Source organism: Scandinavium sp. M-37 (assembly GCF_043558715.1).
In the GTDB taxonomy this organism is placed as follows: domain Bacteria; phylum Pseudomonadota; class Gammaproteobacteria; order Enterobacterales; family Enterobacteriaceae; genus Scandinavium; species Scandinavium vulneris_A.
Window position 1 is genome coordinate 30,128 of sequence record NZ_JBIGIN010000020.1, and the last position, 15,895, is coordinate 46,022.

A 15,895-nucleotide genomic window follows, 5' to 3' on the forward strand; every position below is an offset into this window, starting at 1 on the left:
GTTACTCCTTCTCAGTCGCGTCCGGCAGTCGCCAGAAATCAAAAAAGTTAAACCAGTCGAGCGGCGACAGCAGGGCGTAATGCTCCAGCCGCTGCGCGTAACGATCGACGGTGGTCTGCAATGCCTGCTGACGCTCGCCGCGCGGTAACAACAGCGGGTCGGCGAAGGGTTCACAGTGGACCTGCAATTTGCCCTGCTGTTTCAGGGCGAAAATCATCAGCACCGGGCATTTCAGCACCGAGGCCAGGATAAACGGTCCCTGTGGGAACGGCGCGGGGGAGCCCATAAAATCGCTCCAGATAACGCGCCAGTCGCCGCCGCGCTGCGGATTAACCGCAATGCGATCGCCGACGATCGCCACCCACTCGCCCCGATCGAGCTTCTCTTTCAGCAGCATTGCGGTATCGGGGCCGACGTCGGTGACGGAAATAAGATTGATGCCCGACTGCGGGGCGTTTTCTTCCATCACCTGCTTGAAGCGCTGGGCGTTGTCGTTGAATACCAACGCGTTAATGGTGCGGGTCGACAACGCCCGACAGGCTTCGACATCACCCAGATGCGAGGCCAGCAGCAGCTTGCCCTGCGGGGCCGACATATCCAGCGCGGCCTGCGCCCCGGGGGCAAAAACGATATCGCGGCCCGGTTTCAGTTCCCCGCGCCAGCTGGCAATTTTGTCGAGGATCGCGTGGCCGAACCCCATAAAATGATGAAAGCTGTTGAAGCGTTTGGGCGGCGGCAAATTGCGCGCCGCCAGCTCTTTTTTCGCCCGGGCAATCCACTGCTGCGAGGCGCGACGCGGTTCGCGGGCGGTGAGCCAGAACACCGCGATCACCGGCCACAGCAGCAGGGAGAACGCGCCGCGACCGAATGTTTTCCACACCCAAATCATCAGCCGCATTCCCCACAGCCCTTTGGCTTCCGGCTGTTTCGCCCAGTGCTGGCGACGACGGCGGAACAGCAGCGACGGGATGCGTGGCAACATGCCGAAGAACAGCCGGGTGTGCATCCCCGAGATGCGCAGGTTGTCTTTCAGGGCATCAAAATGCGACAGGCCATCCGGCGGATAGGTCACACGGGTCGGCACAAAATAGCTGGGAGTGCCCTGCCAGTAGAGGCGCACCATGACCTCGGTGTCGAAGTCCATCCGCTGGCCGAGCGCCACCTGCTGCGCGAGTTGCAGGGTGGGGGCCACCGGGTAGACGCGAAACCCGCACATGCTGTCTTTCAGCTGGAGAGACAGCGTCTCAATCCATACCCAGACGTGGGTCACGTAGCGACCGTACAGACGCGAGCGCGGCACTGAATCGTCGTAAATCGGCTGCCCGGAAATCAGCGCCTGCGGGTGCTTTTCCGCCAGCGTTAACAGGCGTGGGATATCTTCAATCGCGTGCTGGCCGTCGGCATCAACCTGCACTGCGTGGCTGAAACCGGCGCGCTGCGCCTCTGCCAGACCCCGGATCACCGCCGCACCTTTGCCCGCATTTTGTGCCAGCCGCAGCAGGGTCACGTTTTCATGGGTGGCGGCGAGAGCGTCCAGCGTGGTGCGGGTGGCATCATCGCTGCCGTCATCCACCACAATGCACGGCATCCGGAAGGCGGACAGCCGGGCAAGCACGCTCCCCATCATCGGGCCGTGGTTGTAGCAGGGGATCAGAATGCAGGGGCGGAAGGTTACTGACATAACCGAATTTTTCCGCTGCTCGCCGTGTGGCGTTCGTCGCCGTCGTGGCGCTGATAGCTGAAGGTCAGCAGCTGTTTGTCCACCTGCCAGGCCAGTTCCAGGGTGACGGTAGTTTCCGGCAGCAGCGGAGCCTGAAACTTCACGTTCTGAATACTGTGAAAACGAAAGCCGGGGGCCAGCAGGGTGGTGGCATAGTGCATTACCCAGTCGAGCTGCGCCACGCCGGGCAACAGCGGCTGCACGTCAAAATGGCCCTGGAACCAGAACAGGTCAGGATCCAGATGCAGCACGATCGACAGCACCTGCGGCGCGGGCTGATGGCGCTCAATTTCACGAGGCTTCACGAAAATAACTCCTGCAGTTGGGCGTAGACGCGCTTGTTCATGCTGTTGACCGGGATTTCATCGAGTACCCGCCAGTAGCGCGGTACGGCGACCGATTCCAGCCACGGCATCAGTGCCAGACGCCAGGCCTGCTCTTGCGCTTTCCCGCCGCTGGCCTGCCACTGCTGGCGTGCGCTTTCGCTCAGCACCAGCACCACGCCGATCCCCTGGCGACCGCCGCGTGATACCGGCAGGGCGGCGGCATCCTGGATGCCTTCCAGCGCCATCAGGCGTTGTTCAATCTCGCTTAAGGACACGCGTTTTTCTTCAATTTTGACCACCCGCCCCCGGCGACCCGCGAGGCGGAAACCGTCGTCGACCAGCTCAATCATGTCGTCCAGCAACAATCCTTGATCATCGTTCAGCAATGGCGACAGCAAGCGCCACTCGTCGTCTTCTGCGCGCAGCGTCACGCCCGGGAACAGCTGCCAGGAGGTGCCGTTGTCGATACGCTGTCGCCAGGCGATGACCCCGGTTTCGGTACTGCCATAGATTTCATCGAGCCAGACGTTGAGCCAGCTCTGGGTCTCTTTCACCTCTTTCCACGGCAGCATTCCGCCTGCGGAGAGAAGCATGCTGACCGGCGGCGGGGTGAGATTCGCGTCCAGGCGCTTGAGAAATGCCGGGCTGCTGATGAACACATAGCGGTGCTCAGCAGGCAGGGCGCTGAGCTGCTCGGCGTAATAGAGCATCGACGCGTGCAGCGGCAGCCCGCAGGCCATCGGTAAAAAGATGCGGAAGGTCAGGCCATACAGATGCTGCGGGACCACGGAAGCCACGACCCGGCAGCCGTCGAGGCGCTGCTCAAAGCGGGTATGCAGCATCTGCGCTTCCGCGTCGAGCAGGGCTATCGGCTTGATGATTTTTTTCGGCTGGCCGGTGGAGCCGGAGGTGAACAGTTCGATAACGCTGTCGGCGGCAATCGGTGGCAGGGTAATGTCGTGCCCGTGCGTCGAGGCGGACCCGGCGCTGACCACGATCTGCGGGCCCGCGCAGTCGAGCGACGCTTCACTCAGAATGCCGTCGAATAAGTCCTGCTGTTCGTTGAGCACCGAGGCGCGGCAATGACCGGGGATGACCGGAATTTTGCCCGCATGCAGCGTGGCCAGCAGCGCCACGATAAACAGATAGCTGTTTTCAAAACACAGCGCCCACCGCGTGCCGGGCTGGGTGTGTAACGCCTGCATCAGGGTGGCGACGTCATGGCGCAGCTCACCGAGCTGCCATTCACGCGTGCCGAGCCAGGCGATGCAGGTCTCGTCCGGGCGGGTTGGATTCAGCCACTGCGACAGCGGAAGGGGGTGTTTCATGGTTGTTCTCTTTTCATCAAACGTCGGCGAACCAGCCATTCTCCGGCCATCAGACTGCCCATCAGCAGGTAGGCAATCACGCCGTTCCAGGCGGTCCACAGCCGCATGTCACCTTGCAGCGCGGTGAAGAGGGCTATCGTGCCGTTCACGATAAAAAACAGGCACCAGATGCGGGTCACCTGCCGGGTATAGCGCACGCCTTGCGGGGGCAGATTGGGCTCGTGCAGCCGCGCCAGACGTTCAACCAGCGGCATCGCGCTCCACAAAGAGCCGCCGAACACCGCCAGCATCACCGCGTTCACCACCACCGGATAGAACAGCAACAACTGGTGCGCTTTCAGCAAGGCGCTGGCGGCGCACAGGGCAATCCCGGCCAGGGCCACGGTTTGCAGCACCCGGCGCATCGGCCCGGCCTGTTTGCGCACCTGGAACAGACGTGCCAGCAACAGCAGCGCCATCAGCGGCAGCAGCCAGTGCAGGCCGTTGTGAGCCAGACCAAAGCCGACCAGCAGAGGCCAGGCCAGCACAATCGCGCCCGTCGCCAGCCGGAGTAACGGCTGCGAGCCTAAGCCGCGCATTCGGGTTACTCGTCGTGCAGCAGACGGCTTACGGCATCGACCACATCCTGAACGGTGCGGACCGACTTAAACTCATCAGGCTTAATTTTCTTGCCGGTTTTTTTCTGCAGGTGGACCACCATATCGACGGCGTCGATGCTGTCCAGCTCCAGGTCTTCGTACAGGCGGGACTCAGGCTTGATGTCCTGAGGATCGAGTTCAAACAGTTTGTGCAGAAGCTCGCTCACTTCCTGATAAATCGTTTCTTGTTCAGTCATAACGGACTCGTCTTCACGCACGTTGCGCGTTAATAAAGGACGCCAGTGTGGCGACGGAATAGAAATGCTGGCGCATCTCTTCGCTTTCTGCTGAAAGCACCACGCCGTACTGATTTTTTACCGCCAGCCCCAGCTCCAGCGCGTCGATGGAATCCAGGCCTAAGCCATCGCCAAAGAGAGGGGCATCGGTGTCGATATCATCCGCTGACAGCTCATCAAGATTCAGGGTCTGAATGATGAGGTTTTTTATTTCAAGATAGAGGGCTTGCATCATTAATTCCTGCCAAATATAGGTCTTTCCCGGTTAGCTTTCCGGGTTGGTCTGCTGCAATTGAGACAAAAACAGGCGGTTGAGCTGCCGGGCAGCCAGGGCTGGTTCTTGTAAGTTTGCATCATAAAAGTCGGCGATGGCGAGACGCTCGCCTACATTCACGTCGAATATGGGTTTCACCGGCGGCACATCATACCACTTGCTCTGTTTATCAAGCATGCGTTGACTGCAATGGATAGTCACAATTCGGACGTCGCTTGCGCAACGCACGGCAATATTCGCCGCCCCGCGCTGGAGCGTCATCGGCTCACCGACGCGCGTGCGGGTGCCTTCCGGGAAAATCAAAATCGTGTCGCCGCGTGCCAGTCGCTGCTGACAGGCGGGCAGCAGGCTGTCGGCCTGGCTGTTAATCAAATAATCCGCGCTGCGAATAACGCCGCTGACAAACGGATTCTTCAGTAAGGCACTTTTCACCATACAGTCGGTGTCGGGCATTACGGAGGCCAATAATACGTAGTCGAGCAGTGACGGGTGATTGGCGATCACCAGGCAGCCGCGCTCCTGGCGCAAAATGTCTTTGCCGTGAAAACGGTAATCGAGAACGCCCATCACTTTCGTCACCCACAGGAAAAAACGAAAGCTGGTGGCAATGCTGCGTCGGGCGAGGCTGCGGCGGCGCGCAGGTTGACGCACAAACACTAACAGGATGTTAAACCAGATAAGCGACAGCAGCAGGCCGCCGAGGCCGAACAGCGAAAAGCAGAATCCGGTGGCGAAAATACGCCACAGGCGATTCAGGCGTGAACTGACGGTTTTCATGCGCGGCTCCAGCACCAGCGGGCCACTTCGCCGTCAATCGCAAAGTCAGGGTCGTGATTCAGGTAATGGCGTAAGAAGGTCAGGCTTTGCGGCAACGGGTTTTCCGCTTGGCTGCCGCCTGGACGGGTGGTGCAGGTCAGGGCGTTACCGGCTTCGAAAACCATCGCGCAGGCGTAGGCCCAACCGGGCATCGAGGCCGGGACGTTATCCTTGTAAAACGCGGGCAACGTGCCATCGAAATCGACCATCAACACGCGCTGATAGCCCGCCTGCAACAGGCTGATGACTTCGCACAGACCTTGCTGAAATGTGTCTTTTCCGGCGGCAAGCGATGAGGAGACTACCGGCTGTTGGGCGGCGATAGTCAGATTGCCGACCGCGGAGTTATGCACCGACAGCGCGAAATCGGTTGGAGAGACGGCTTGCTCTGTCGCCAGGGCGTGCAGGATGCGGTAGTTGCGCTCCAGTTCCCCGTGACGGCTGGTGTAAAGCACCGCATCAATGGCGTGCTTATTCAGCATCGACAGCCCGCACTCCACCGCCAGCTTGCTGCCCGAACTGAGGCGGCGAGCGGTCATCATCGGCAGCGCGGTCAGTTTGGCCTGCGGCGCGGTGGGGTCGATGGGCTGAGCGTGATGCGCCCAATGATGCCATTGCGCGTCGTCGCTTAAGCCAGGCGCCCGGGCCTGCCAGTCGATAAGGTTTAATGCAAATATCATCAATTCGAGCCTGGTCTGTCGATTTTCTTTAAGGTTATGCCATTTATTATCATTTTATTCACGCGGCATTTTGCAGGACGGCCGGTGTTTTCGGCCACATCCTACAATGTTGTCGGCAGTCTGGCGATTATCTGTCAGGCAGAGTGGTCTTAATTTCGCTATTTTCTTTCATCAGGCTGGAAAACGCAGCGGGATATCAGACCGATAGCGGCCTGATATCCAAAATAAAGATTACTGCTGGACGGCGCTGGAAAGACTGATCTGGATATCTTTATCGAGGTTATGCACCCAGCGGTTATAGTTCTTGTGAATTTGGCCGCCGCTGGCCATCAGGTTGGTGCTGCCGTCGTATTTGATGATATAGCTGTTGGCTGAATACTGGACCAGAATATTGGCGGTATGGTCGCGCGCCTGCTGACGGCCTTTAATCACACCCGGACCCGCGTCGGTCATGATCCACTGACGGTTGAGTCCCGCTTTTAAAATGGCATTACGCACCTGAGCTTCAGTGTGACCTGCCGTCACCGGGCTCTGAACGGTTTCAATCGGCGCGGTGCGGGAGACGCACCCCGCCAGTGCACCGACGACCGCCGCGGCGGCAAACCATTTCACTGACTTTTTCATCAATAACTCCATTAAATAAAAGTAATGCGTGATTAAACCAAGCATTATCCAAACCCGGCATCAACGTAAGGTGAATATGAGCCTGGTGCGATATCAGATGTTTTTTTGGTTATTTCGACGTTAAAAATGATAAGGGAGTCTGTAGAGGGCTGCAACCGGAATATCTATTAATGTGCCTATAAGATTCTGCTTAATTAACATTTCAGCATTTTTTTATTTTAATTAGATGCTCATTTTGCTTAGGGTATTATTAATGTTACCCGGCGGCGCGATGCTTGCCGGGCCTACGGGAGCAGTAGACACGTGCTAGCGCAGCCCCGCCGGGCAATGCCTTTATCCCGGCAATCGGCTTTTAGGTCGGCCTGGCCCCAACAGGATAGCCAGTTTGCTGCCGCCTTTGGTGGTCTCCATCCAGATTTTACAGACGCTGGTGAGCGGCACCGACAGCAGCATTCCGACCGGACCGAGCAGCCAGCCCCAGACCAGTAACGACAGGAAGACCACCAGCGTGGACATACCGAGGCGGCGACCCATCATCTTCGGCTCGACGATATTTCCCAGCACCATATGCACGGCGAGGAATAAGCCGCCGACCAGCAGGCACTCGTACCAGCCGTTAAACAGGAACGCCTGAATCATCGGCGGAATGGCGGAAATTACCGAGCCAATGTTCGGCACGTAGTTCAACAGGAACGCCAGCACGCCCCACATCAATGCGAACTGCACGCCGAGCAGCATCAGGCCAAGCCAGACAATCAGCCCGGTCCATAGGCTTATCAGCGTTTTCAGCGCCAGGTAGTGTGAAACGCCTTTCAGCGCGCGGTGCAGGCCAGCGATGTGAATTTGCGGGTTAACCAGCGCGAAACGCAGTTTGTACGGTACGTGGCGCACCTCGAACAGCATAAACACCACCGTCATCACCAGCAGCACGATGCTGGCCATCGCCCCGGAAAGTCCGGTCATCATGGTGGTGGCGAAGGTCATCATCTTGTCGGAGTCGACACGTTGCAGCATTCGCTCTGGCGACATGTGCATGTGCAGGAACGGCATCGCATCCTGTAGCGCCAGCAGTTTGCGGGTAAGTTCTTTGTTGTACTTCGGCAGCATGGCGACAAACTCGTTGGCGGAGGCCGCCAGCACGGCTATCAGCGCGGTGAGGACGCACAACATCACGAACACCACAATGGAGATGGCCAGCGGTCGGGAAACACCCCGACGAATAAACCAGGTTACCAGCGGGTTGAGAACAATGGCGAAAAAGAGGGCCAGAAGCAGTTGAACAATAATATCGGCAGCAGCGTGGATCCCAGCCAGGATCACCACCAGCGCCGCCAGTTTTAATAGGATGTGTAGTCCCGCTTTATCAGCGGCAGGCGTTGTCATGGTCATTTCCTTATTGTTTACCGGCATTAAGTGTAGTGCGTTGCGCCGCGCTGACTATCGGAAAGAATGACGATTTGTCTTATCATTGAGTGTTGTAAGGGCGTGTTATTTTGCCCAGTCTTCCAGCGTAAGTCCTGGCACCCGCGCAAACTCCCGCACATTGTTGGTTACCAGAATGGCCCCGGCCGCTATTGCATGGCCCGCAATGCCGGTGTTATTCGGCCCAATCGGTGTGCCAGCGGCGCTCAGGGCTGCCTTGATCTCTGTTGTGGCATCTACGGCTGCCCGGTCCCAGGCCAGTACTGCGTCAAGTCGGGAGCAAAAGGCTTCAACCAGTTGCGTGTGGCGTGGTGAGGCTTTTTTACCGATCGCACCAAAGCGCATCTCGGCGTAAGTAATGGCCGAGACCACAATTCGGTGGTTACGAAGCACTGCCTGCTCCAGACGCCGAATCACGCCTTCTGGCTGCTCGCGCATGATAAAAGAGCAGATGTTGGTATCCAGCATGTAAGTTTTGCTCATAGGTCAAAACGTCCTTCGTCGCTGACAATTTCATCGCGCTCTGCCATGAAGTCCGGGTCGGCTTTCTCTTCCTGCATAAATGAACCCCAGGTAGGGCGGACCGGACGCAGAATAATGGTATCGCCTTCTCGTACGATCTCCAGTTCGCTAACGCCTTCAAAGTCCATATCGCGTGGCAGACGGATCGCGCGGTTATTACCGTTTTTAAATACCGATACAGTTCGCATGTTGGCTCTCCTTTAAAATGTGGCTGGTATAGGGCAGGGATATGCCGCTCATCGCTTTGCTCAAGTATATGCCTGGGATATGCTGATGCGCAAGATTTGCTCAGATGCTGGCTCAGTAAGCAAAAAAAAGCCCCCGGTCGCGAAACCGGGGGCTGAGTCGTCAGCAGGTAAACTTAGTTGATGACGATGGTATTGATGATGTTCTCTGCGGTCGCCTGCGCTTTCTGCTGGTCGTCAGCAGGCAGGGTGATTTGCAGGGTCAGCAATTTGTTGTCCACTTTGCCCAATACCACGGAAGAGTACGCGGTCTGGCCTTTGGCAGAGATGATGCTGTCGAGCTGTTGCAGGGTATGGCCTTTCAGCTCGATGGATTTGTTGGTCACGACCTGCAGCTGCGGGTCGCGGCTGCGCTGCTGCTCTTCGAGGCGGGAAGCCAACGCGCCAAGATCCTGGTCGGTGTTGTCGCCGACAATCACGATCACCGCTTTCTGACCGGTGGCGTCAGAATAGACGTGCATGTTATTGGCCTGGGTGCCCAGTTTGCCGCTCTGGTCGGTCATATCGGCCGGCAGGGAGAAGCTGAGTTTGCCATCCAGCAGTTTTACAGACTGTGCAGCGGCGTTGCTTTCGGCGGCTGCTCCCTGAACCGGGGTTTTGCTGTCGCTGTTATCACAGGCTGAAAGGCCCATTACCAGCAGGCCAATACCGACGTATTTAACCAAATTGCGCATTGACATCTTCCTTTTGATAAACGGCCATTAATGGCACATCCACCTATCTTATCACAACCCGTTGGATGAACCTTTACCCTGGCTGAAAAGCCCGGTTTTCAGATTTATCTGCCAGTTTTTTCAACAACATATTCAGCAACACGCCATACATCGGCAGGAAGAACACCAGGCTAATAAGCACCTTGAAGGTGTAATCAACCAGCGCGATTTCTACCCAGTGCGCGGCCATGAACGGATCCGGACTGCGCCAGAAGGCGATGAAGAAGAAGGCGAGGGTATCGCTGACGTTCCCAAACAGGGTCGATGCCGTCGGGGCCAGCCACCAGCGATGGTTCTGACGCAGGCGGTTAAAGACGTGTACGTCGAGAATTTGCCCCAGCGCATAGGCCATAAAGCTTGCCGCCGCGATGCGTGCCACAAACAGATTGAAGTGGCCGAGTGCCGCAAAGCCCTGCCATTCGCCCATGTAGAACAGCGACGAAATCACGTAAGAAATCAGCAGCGCAGGGGCCATCACCGCAAAAATGATTTTACGGGCCAGCGGTGCGCCAAAAATACGCACGGTCAGATCGGTCGCGAGGAAAATAAAGGGAAAACTGAACGCGCCCCAGGTGGTATGAAAACCAAAAATGGAGACCGGCAGCTGGACCAGATAGTTACTGGAGGTGATCACCAGCAGATGAAAAAGTGAAAGCCAGAACAACGCTTTTACGCGCTGAGCTTGAGAAAACTGAAGCATATTGTGACCTTTTTAGTGGTTGGGGTGAGGGAACCCAATGAAAACCGCCGCATAATACTGCGTTCTGTGCGCTTTGCAACGGCTAATTTTCGCGCAATCGTTAACCTGCCTTGCGTCACAAAAAACTGGGGGTAAACTAAGGCGGTTTTTTGACTGACTGAGTGAACAATGAGCGATCTTTTTTCTGCCGCTGACCACACCCTGGATGCTCAGGGCCTGCGCTGCCCGGAGCCGGTAATGATGGTCCGCAAAACCGTGCGTACGATGCCGGTGGGCGAAACGCTGCTGATCGTCGCGGATGACCCGGCGACAACCCGCGACATTCCCGGCTTCTGCCGTTTTATGGATCATGAGCTGATTGCTCAGCACACCGATTCGCTGCCTTACCGCTACCTGATTCGTAAAAATCACTGATCCCCCGAGGGCAGAAACTGTGATCTGCCCTGAAATATCGTTATCAAATGGTTAAACCAACGTTTCATATTTGTATCTTTTGTGAGGCGTCTCACCGTCGTGCTTCTCGTACCAGGCTAATTTTTACACGCAAAACTAAAACAACGTTTTATTAAATGCCCCTGGAGACGACCGATGAAAATGACTGTCAGGCCATTTGTGGCCGCCTTATGCCTTTCGACTGCCACTCTCTGTTTTACCTCTTCCGTTTTAGCGCAGACCATCCGCGCTGCCGATGTTCATCCTGAAGGCTACCCGAACGTGGTGGCGGTGCAGCACATGGGCGAAAAACTCAAACAACAAACCAACGGCGAGCTGGAGATTAAAGTCTTCCCGGGCGGTGTGTTGGGCGATGAAAAGCAAATGATTGAACAGGCGCAGATGGGGGCGATCGACATGATCCGCGTCTCAATGGCACCGGTGGCGGCGATCCTGCCCGATATCGAAGTGTTCACTTTGCCCTATGTGTTCCGCGATGAAGATCATATGCACAAGGTCATCGACGGCGACATCGGCAAACAGATTGGTGAGAAGCTTACCAATAACCCGAAATCCAAACTGGTGTTCCTCGGCTGGATGGACTCCGGTACCCGCAACCTGATTACCAAGCAAGCGGTCACCAAGCCTGAGGATCTGAAGGGCATGAAAATCCGCGTGCAGGGTAGCCCGGTAGCGATTGATACCCTGAAGGATATGGGCGCAAACGCCATCGCAATGGGCGTGAGTGAGGTGTACAGCGGGATGCAGACCGGGGTTATCGACGGGGCGGAGAACAATCCGCCGACCTTTATCGCCCATAACTACATGCCGGTGGCGAAGCACTACACCCTCAGCGGCCACTTCATCACCCCGGAAATGCTGCTCTATTCCAAAGTGAAATGGGACAAACTGAACCCCGAGCAGCAGCAAAAAATCATGACCCTGGCCCGTGAAGCGCAGATGGAACAACGCCAGCTGTGGAACGCCTACAACCAGCAGGCGCTGGAAAAAATGAAAGCCGGTGGCGTGCAGTTCCATGACATCGACAAAACGTATTTCGTTCAGGCAACGGAACCGGTGCGCAAAGCCTATGGCGAAAAGCACCAGGATCTGATGAAAGCCATTGCTGACGTCCAGTGAGCCGCACCGTGACCGGAGGACCTATGTCCGACTCTTTTTCAAGGCTGATGGACAAGCTGTACATGCTGGCGATGTGGGTGGCTGGCGTGTCGCTGCTGGTGATGACCATCGTCATTCCGATCGGGATTTTCTCGCGCTACGTGCTGAACCGGGGCGAGTCCTGGCCTGAACCCGTCGCCATCCTGTGCATGGTGACCTTTACCTTCGTCGGTGCGGCGGTGGGTTACCGCGCCGGGTCGCACATCGCGGTCAACATGCTGACCGACCGCCTGCCTGCGGCGTTACAGCGCGGCGCGGCAAGGCTGGTCGATTTGATGATGCTGCTGATAACCGGGCTGATGTTCTGGTACAGCGCCTGGCTGTGCGTCGATCTGTGGGAGCAGCCGGTGGCGGAGTTTCCGTTGCTGACCTCCGGCGAGACCTATTTGCCGCTGCCGGTCGGTTCGGCGGTATTGATTTTGTTCGTCATCGAGCGAGTGCTGTTCGGTTCTCAGGAGAACCGTCCGGTGGTGCTCATCGGTAATCACGGTTAAGGGGTGTCAGATGGACGCATTTATTCTGCTTTTCACCCTCGCTATTCTGCTGGCTATCGGCATGCCAGTGGCGTTTGCCGTGGGGCTCAGCGCAGTGGCGGGCGCACTTTGGATTGATTTACCGCTGGAAGCGCTGATGATCCAGATAACCAGCGGGGTCAACAAATTTACCCTGCTGGCGATCCCGTTCTTCATTCTGGCCGGGGCTATTATGGCGGAAGGCGGGATTGCCCGCCGTCTGGTCAATTTCGCCTATCTGTTTGTCGGCTTTATTCGCGGCGGGCTGTCGCTGGTGAACATCGTGGCGTCGACCTTTTTCGGGGCGATCTCCGGCTCATCGGTGGCGGATACTGCCTCGATTGGCAGCGTGATGATCCCGGAGATGGAGAAGAAGGGATATCCGCGTGAGTATGCGGCGGCGGTCACGGCCAGCGGTTCCGTACAGGCGATTTTGATCCCGCCGAGCCACAACTCCGTGATTTACTCGCTGGCGGCGGGCGGCACGGTGTCTATCGCCACGCTGTTTATCGCTGGCGTACTACCGGGGCTGCTGCTGGGATTCAGCCTGATGGCGATGTGCCTCTGCTTCGCCCGCAAGCGAGGCTACCCGAAAGGAGAGGTTATCCCGTTCAAACAGGCGGTGAAGATTTTCCTCGACGCCCTGTGGGGGCTGATGACGGTGGTGATTATTCTGGGCGGGATCCTCTCCGGGATATTTACCGCAACGGAATCGGCAGCGGTCGCCTGCCTGTGGGCGTTCTTCGTCACCATGTTCATCTATCGCGACTATCAGTGGAGTGAGCTGCCGAAGCTGATGTATCGCACGGTGAAAACCGTCAGTATCGTGATGATCCTGATTGGTTTTGCCGCCGCCTTTGGTGCGGTGATGACCTACATGCAGTTGCCGGTGCGCATCACCGAGTTCTTTACCTCGCTCTCCAGCAATAAGTACGTGATTTTGATGTACCTCAACGTCATGCTGCTGCTGATTGGCACCCTGATGGACATGGCTCCGATCATCCTGATCCTGACCCCGGTGCTGCTGCCGGTGACCAATGCGTTGGGGATCGATCCGGTACATTTCGGGATGATCATGATGGTAAATCTCGGGATCGGCCTGATCACGCCCCCGGTGGGATCGGTGCTGTTTGTCGCCAGTGCGGTGAGTAAGCAGAAGATAGAAACCGTGGTGCGCGCGATGCTGCCGTTCTACGGCGTGCTGCTGATTGTGCTGGCAATGGTGACCTACATCCCGGCGATATCGCTGTGGTTGCCACACGTCCTGGGAATGTAGTCGTGGGTAGGCCCGGCCAGCGCGGCCGGGCTTACGCCTTAAGGTTTGCGATTAAGCAACCGCAGCGCATTCGCGGTGACCAGCACCGTCGCGCCGGTATCTGCCAGCACCGCCAGCCACAGACCGGTGATGCCCAGCAGCGTCGTCACCAGGAAAATCCCCTTCAGCCCCAGCGCCAGCGCGATGTTCTGCCGAATATTGGCGCGGGTGGCGCGGGCCAGGCTTATCATCTGCGCCAGGCCGGTCAGACGGTTGCCGGTCAGCGCCGCATCGGCCGTTTCCAGCGCCACATCGGTGCCGCTGCCCATCGCAATACCGATAGTTGAAGCCTTCATCGCCGGGGCATCGTTGATGCCGTCCCCGACCATGGCCAGCGGGGCCTGTGCGTTCAGCGCAGTGACCGCTGTGACCTTATCCGCAGGCAGCAGCCCGGCGCGGAAATCCAGCCCCAGCTCTTTGGCAATTGCGGCGGCGGCACGCGGGTTGTCACCGGTGAGGATAATCCCCTGGATGCCCATATCATGCAGGGCGGTGACCGCTTCCCGGGCATCGTCACGCAGGGTATCGCGCAGCGCCAGAATGCCCTGTAGCCTCTGGTTTTTTACCACCACCACCACCGTCTGCCCGGCGTCTTCAAGCTGGGTAATCTGCGCGGCGTGTTCTCCGCTCGGGAATTTATCTCCGGCACAAATCAGCACCTTCTCGCCGTCCACGTCCGCTTCGATACCTGACCCGGCCAGCGCGCGCTGGTTCAGGGCCTGGGGCAGGGCAAGCTGACGCGCAGTGGCTTCCGTCACAATCGCCGTGGCCAGCGGGTGGCTGGAACCCTGTTCTACCGCAGCGGCCAGCGTCAGCAGGGACGCTTCCGTCGCACCGTTCAGCGGCACGATAGCGGTTACGCGCGGTTTACCCACCGTCAGAGTGCCGGTTTTATCAAACGCGATATGCTGAATGCTGCCGAGCTGTTCCAGCGCAGCGCCACCTTTGATTAACGCCCCTCTGCGCGCAGCCGCCGCCAGCCCGGAAGTGATCGCCGCCGGGGTGGAAATCACCAGCGCACACGGACAGCCAATCAGCAGCAGGGTCAGACCTTTGTAGATCCACGGCTGCCACTCCGCGCCCGCCAGCAGCGGCGGCACAACGGCAACCAGCAGCGCGACCAGCATAATCGCCGGGGTGTAGATGCGGCTGAATTTGTCGATAAAACGCTCGATAGGGGCCCGACGCTCTTCTGCTTCTTCAATCAGACGCAGGATGCGGTCAATGGCGCTGTCGCCGGGCTCTGATACCACGCTCAGTTGTACCAGTCTGTCGACGCTGGTGGCACCCGCTGGAACGGTTTCGCCCTGGCTACGCTCGACCGGCACCGATTCCCCGGTGAGCGCACTTTCATCAAAGCTGGCGAACGATGACACCAGGGTGCAATCGGCTGGCAGACGGCCCCCGGCGGCGACTTCAATTACGTCGCCCGGGCGTAAGTCGCGCTGGGCCACGGTTTCACGTTGGCCGTTACGCAGCCGAATGGCGGTGTCGGGTTTGAGGGCCATCAACGCGCTGACGCCTTTGCGGGCGCGGCTGGCGGCCCAGCCTTCAAGACGTTCGCCGATGATAAACAGCAGCAGGACCATCGCCGCTTCGGCGGTCGCGCCAATGAACAGCGCCCCGAGGGCCGCCACGCTCATCAGCGTTTCGATGGCAAACCAGCTGCCGCTTTTTATCAAACGCAGCGCCTGACGGGCGATAGGGAACAGGCCGACCAGGGTGGTGGCGATAAACGCCAGGTTACCCAACGGATGGTTTGCCTGCGTCAGACCCCAGCTCAGCGCCATCATCACGACCAGCACTATCAGGGGCAGGTTTTCACGCAGACGCGATGGGGCGGGTTGTTGTGGCGCATCTTCGGCACGCAGAGCGTAGCCCGCCTGGCTGACCGCGGTTTCAACCTGAGGGCGAATATCATGGTCGGCATCGACCAGCAGTTTTTCGGTGGTGAACAGCACCTGCACCTGGCTGACGCCGGGCAGCTGACGCACGGCGTTTTCGACTTTTCGGGCACAGGCCGCGCAGTCCATGCCGCTGATTAGCCAGCTATAGCGGTGCGCGCTCTGTGGGGCGGGGAGTTGCTCAGGGGCAGAACAGGTCTCGCCGCAGCCGCAGCTCTCTGCGTCGGGTGTGACCGGCTTGAGCTGGAATGAGGCGAACTGGGGAACCTTTTTGCCATCCGTTTCTGGAGTCGACATGGCATTCTCCTG

At 58.1% G+C, this 15,895-nt stretch carries 19 protein-coding genes; 4 read left to right on the forward strand and 15 right to left on the reverse strand.

The features are described from left to right. Position 1: 1 nt before the first annotated feature. The 14 genes from ACG0Z5_RS15175 to ACG0Z5_RS15240 all read right to left on the reverse strand — a co-directional run bounded on the left by ACG0Z5_RS15175 (position 2) and on the right by ACG0Z5_RS15240 (position 10,244). Positions 2-1,681: a glycosyltransferase family 2 protein gene (locus ACG0Z5_RS15175; RefSeq protein ID WP_394448681.1), complete on the reverse strand. Its 1,680-nt coding sequence runs from the start codon at positions 1,679-1,681 to the stop codon at positions 2-4. After that, entirely contained in the window at positions 1,672-2,025 is a 354-nt protein-coding gene (locus ACG0Z5_RS15180; protein WP_394448683.1) for a hydroxymyristoyl-ACP dehydratase, read from the reverse strand. Before ACG0Z5_RS15180 ends, ACG0Z5_RS15175 begins: the two co-directional genes overlap by 10 nt. Continuing rightward, entirely contained in the window at positions 2,022-3,374 is a 1,353-nt protein-coding gene (locus ACG0Z5_RS15185) for an AMP-binding protein (RefSeq protein WP_394448685.1), read from the reverse strand. The genes ACG0Z5_RS15180 and ACG0Z5_RS15185 overlap by 4 nt, the downstream gene beginning before the upstream one ends. After that, a complete protein-coding gene (locus ACG0Z5_RS15190) occupies positions 3,371-3,952 on the reverse strand; it encodes a hypothetical protein (protein ID WP_394448688.1) in 582 nt (193 codons plus the stop codon). The genes ACG0Z5_RS15185 and ACG0Z5_RS15190 overlap by 4 nt, the downstream gene beginning before the upstream one ends. Positions 3,953-3,957: 5 nt before the next feature. Beyond that, positions 3,958-4,209, reverse strand: coding sequence for an acyl carrier protein (locus ACG0Z5_RS15195; protein WP_394448691.1), 252 nt, complete (start codon positions 4,207-4,209; stop codon positions 3,958-3,960). 13 nt (positions 4,210-4,222) lie between these two features. Then, positions 4,223-4,480, reverse strand: a complete 258-nt coding sequence (locus ACG0Z5_RS15200; RefSeq protein ID WP_110510180.1) for a phosphopantetheine-binding protein — start codon at positions 4,478-4,480, stop codon at positions 4,223-4,225. A gap of 33 nt (positions 4,481-4,513) precedes the next feature. Beyond that, positions 4,514-5,317, reverse strand: coding sequence for a lysophospholipid acyltransferase family protein (locus ACG0Z5_RS15205; RefSeq protein ID WP_394448833.1), 804 nt, complete (start codon positions 5,315-5,317; stop codon positions 4,514-4,516). Next, positions 5,296-6,018, reverse strand: coding sequence for a beta-ketoacyl synthase chain length factor (locus tag ACG0Z5_RS15210; RefSeq protein ID WP_394448693.1), 723 nt, complete (start codon positions 6,016-6,018; stop codon positions 5,296-5,298). Before ACG0Z5_RS15210 ends, ACG0Z5_RS15205 begins: the two co-directional genes overlap by 22 nt. A gap of 231 nt (positions 6,019-6,249) precedes the next feature. Next, complete coding sequence (locus tag ACG0Z5_RS15215; protein ID WP_394448696.1) at positions 6,250-6,642, reverse strand: hypothetical protein; 393 nt, start codon at positions 6,640-6,642, stop codon at positions 6,250-6,252. 333 nt (positions 6,643-6,975) lie between these two features. Next, positions 6,976-8,025: an AI-2E family transporter gene (locus ACG0Z5_RS15220; protein ID WP_394448699.1), complete on the reverse strand. Its 1,050-nt coding sequence runs from the start codon at positions 8,023-8,025 to the stop codon at positions 6,976-6,978. A 105-nt stretch (positions 8,026-8,130) separates the two neighbouring features. Then, positions 8,131-8,547 (reverse strand): PIN domain-containing protein, encoded by a 417-nt coding sequence (locus ACG0Z5_RS15225; protein ID WP_394448702.1) that lies wholly within the window; start codon positions 8,545-8,547, stop codon positions 8,131-8,133. Then, positions 8,544-8,774 (reverse strand): type II toxin-antitoxin system VapB family antitoxin, encoded by a 231-nt coding sequence (vapB, locus tag ACG0Z5_RS15230; RefSeq protein WP_394448705.1) that lies wholly within the window; start codon positions 8,772-8,774, stop codon positions 8,544-8,546. Before vapB ends, ACG0Z5_RS15225 begins: the two co-directional genes overlap by 4 nt. A 173-nt stretch (positions 8,775-8,947) precedes the next feature. Continuing rightward, a complete protein-coding gene (locus ACG0Z5_RS15235; RefSeq protein WP_394448709.1) occupies positions 8,948-9,505 on the reverse strand; it encodes a DcrB family lipoprotein in 558 nt (185 codons plus the stop codon). A 73-nt stretch (positions 9,506-9,578) separates the two neighbouring features. Next, entirely contained in the window at positions 9,579-10,244 is a 666-nt protein-coding gene (locus ACG0Z5_RS15240) for a 7-cyano-7-deazaguanine/7-aminomethyl-7-deazaguanine transporter (protein ID WP_319627083.1), read from the reverse strand. Positions 10,245-10,412: 168 nt separating this feature from the next. Between ACG0Z5_RS15240 and tusA the strand changes: the two genes are divergently transcribed. From tusA to ACG0Z5_RS15260, 4 genes are all read left to right on the forward strand, one after another. After that, complete coding sequence (gene tusA, locus ACG0Z5_RS15245; protein ID WP_319627082.1) at positions 10,413-10,658, forward strand: sulfurtransferase TusA; 246 nt, start codon at positions 10,413-10,415, stop codon at positions 10,656-10,658. A 174-nt stretch (positions 10,659-10,832) separates the two neighbouring features. Further along, complete coding sequence (locus tag ACG0Z5_RS15250; protein ID WP_394448714.1) at positions 10,833-11,816, forward strand: TRAP transporter substrate-binding protein; 984 nt, start codon at positions 10,833-10,835, stop codon at positions 11,814-11,816. Positions 11,817-11,839: 23 nt separating this feature from the next. Continuing rightward, the gene (locus ACG0Z5_RS15255; protein WP_394448717.1) at positions 11,840-12,349 is read left to right on the forward strand and encodes a TRAP transporter small permease; all 510 of its coding nucleotides are present in this window, start codon (positions 11,840-11,842) and stop codon (positions 12,347-12,349) included. Positions 12,350-12,359: 10 nt separating this feature from the next. Continuing rightward, positions 12,360-13,643, forward strand: coding sequence for a TRAP transporter large permease (locus ACG0Z5_RS15260; RefSeq protein WP_394448720.1), 1,284 nt, complete (start codon positions 12,360-12,362; stop codon positions 13,641-13,643). A gap of 38 nt (positions 13,644-13,681) precedes the next feature. On the opposite strand, the gene zntA is transcribed toward ACG0Z5_RS15260, so the two are convergent. Continuing rightward, positions 13,682-15,883: a Zn(II)/Cd(II)/Pb(II) translocating P-type ATPase ZntA gene (gene zntA / locus ACG0Z5_RS15265; RefSeq protein ID WP_394448723.1), complete on the reverse strand. Its 2,202-nt coding sequence runs from the start codon at positions 15,881-15,883 to the stop codon at positions 13,682-13,684. Positions 15,884-15,895: the final 12 nt, after the last annotated feature.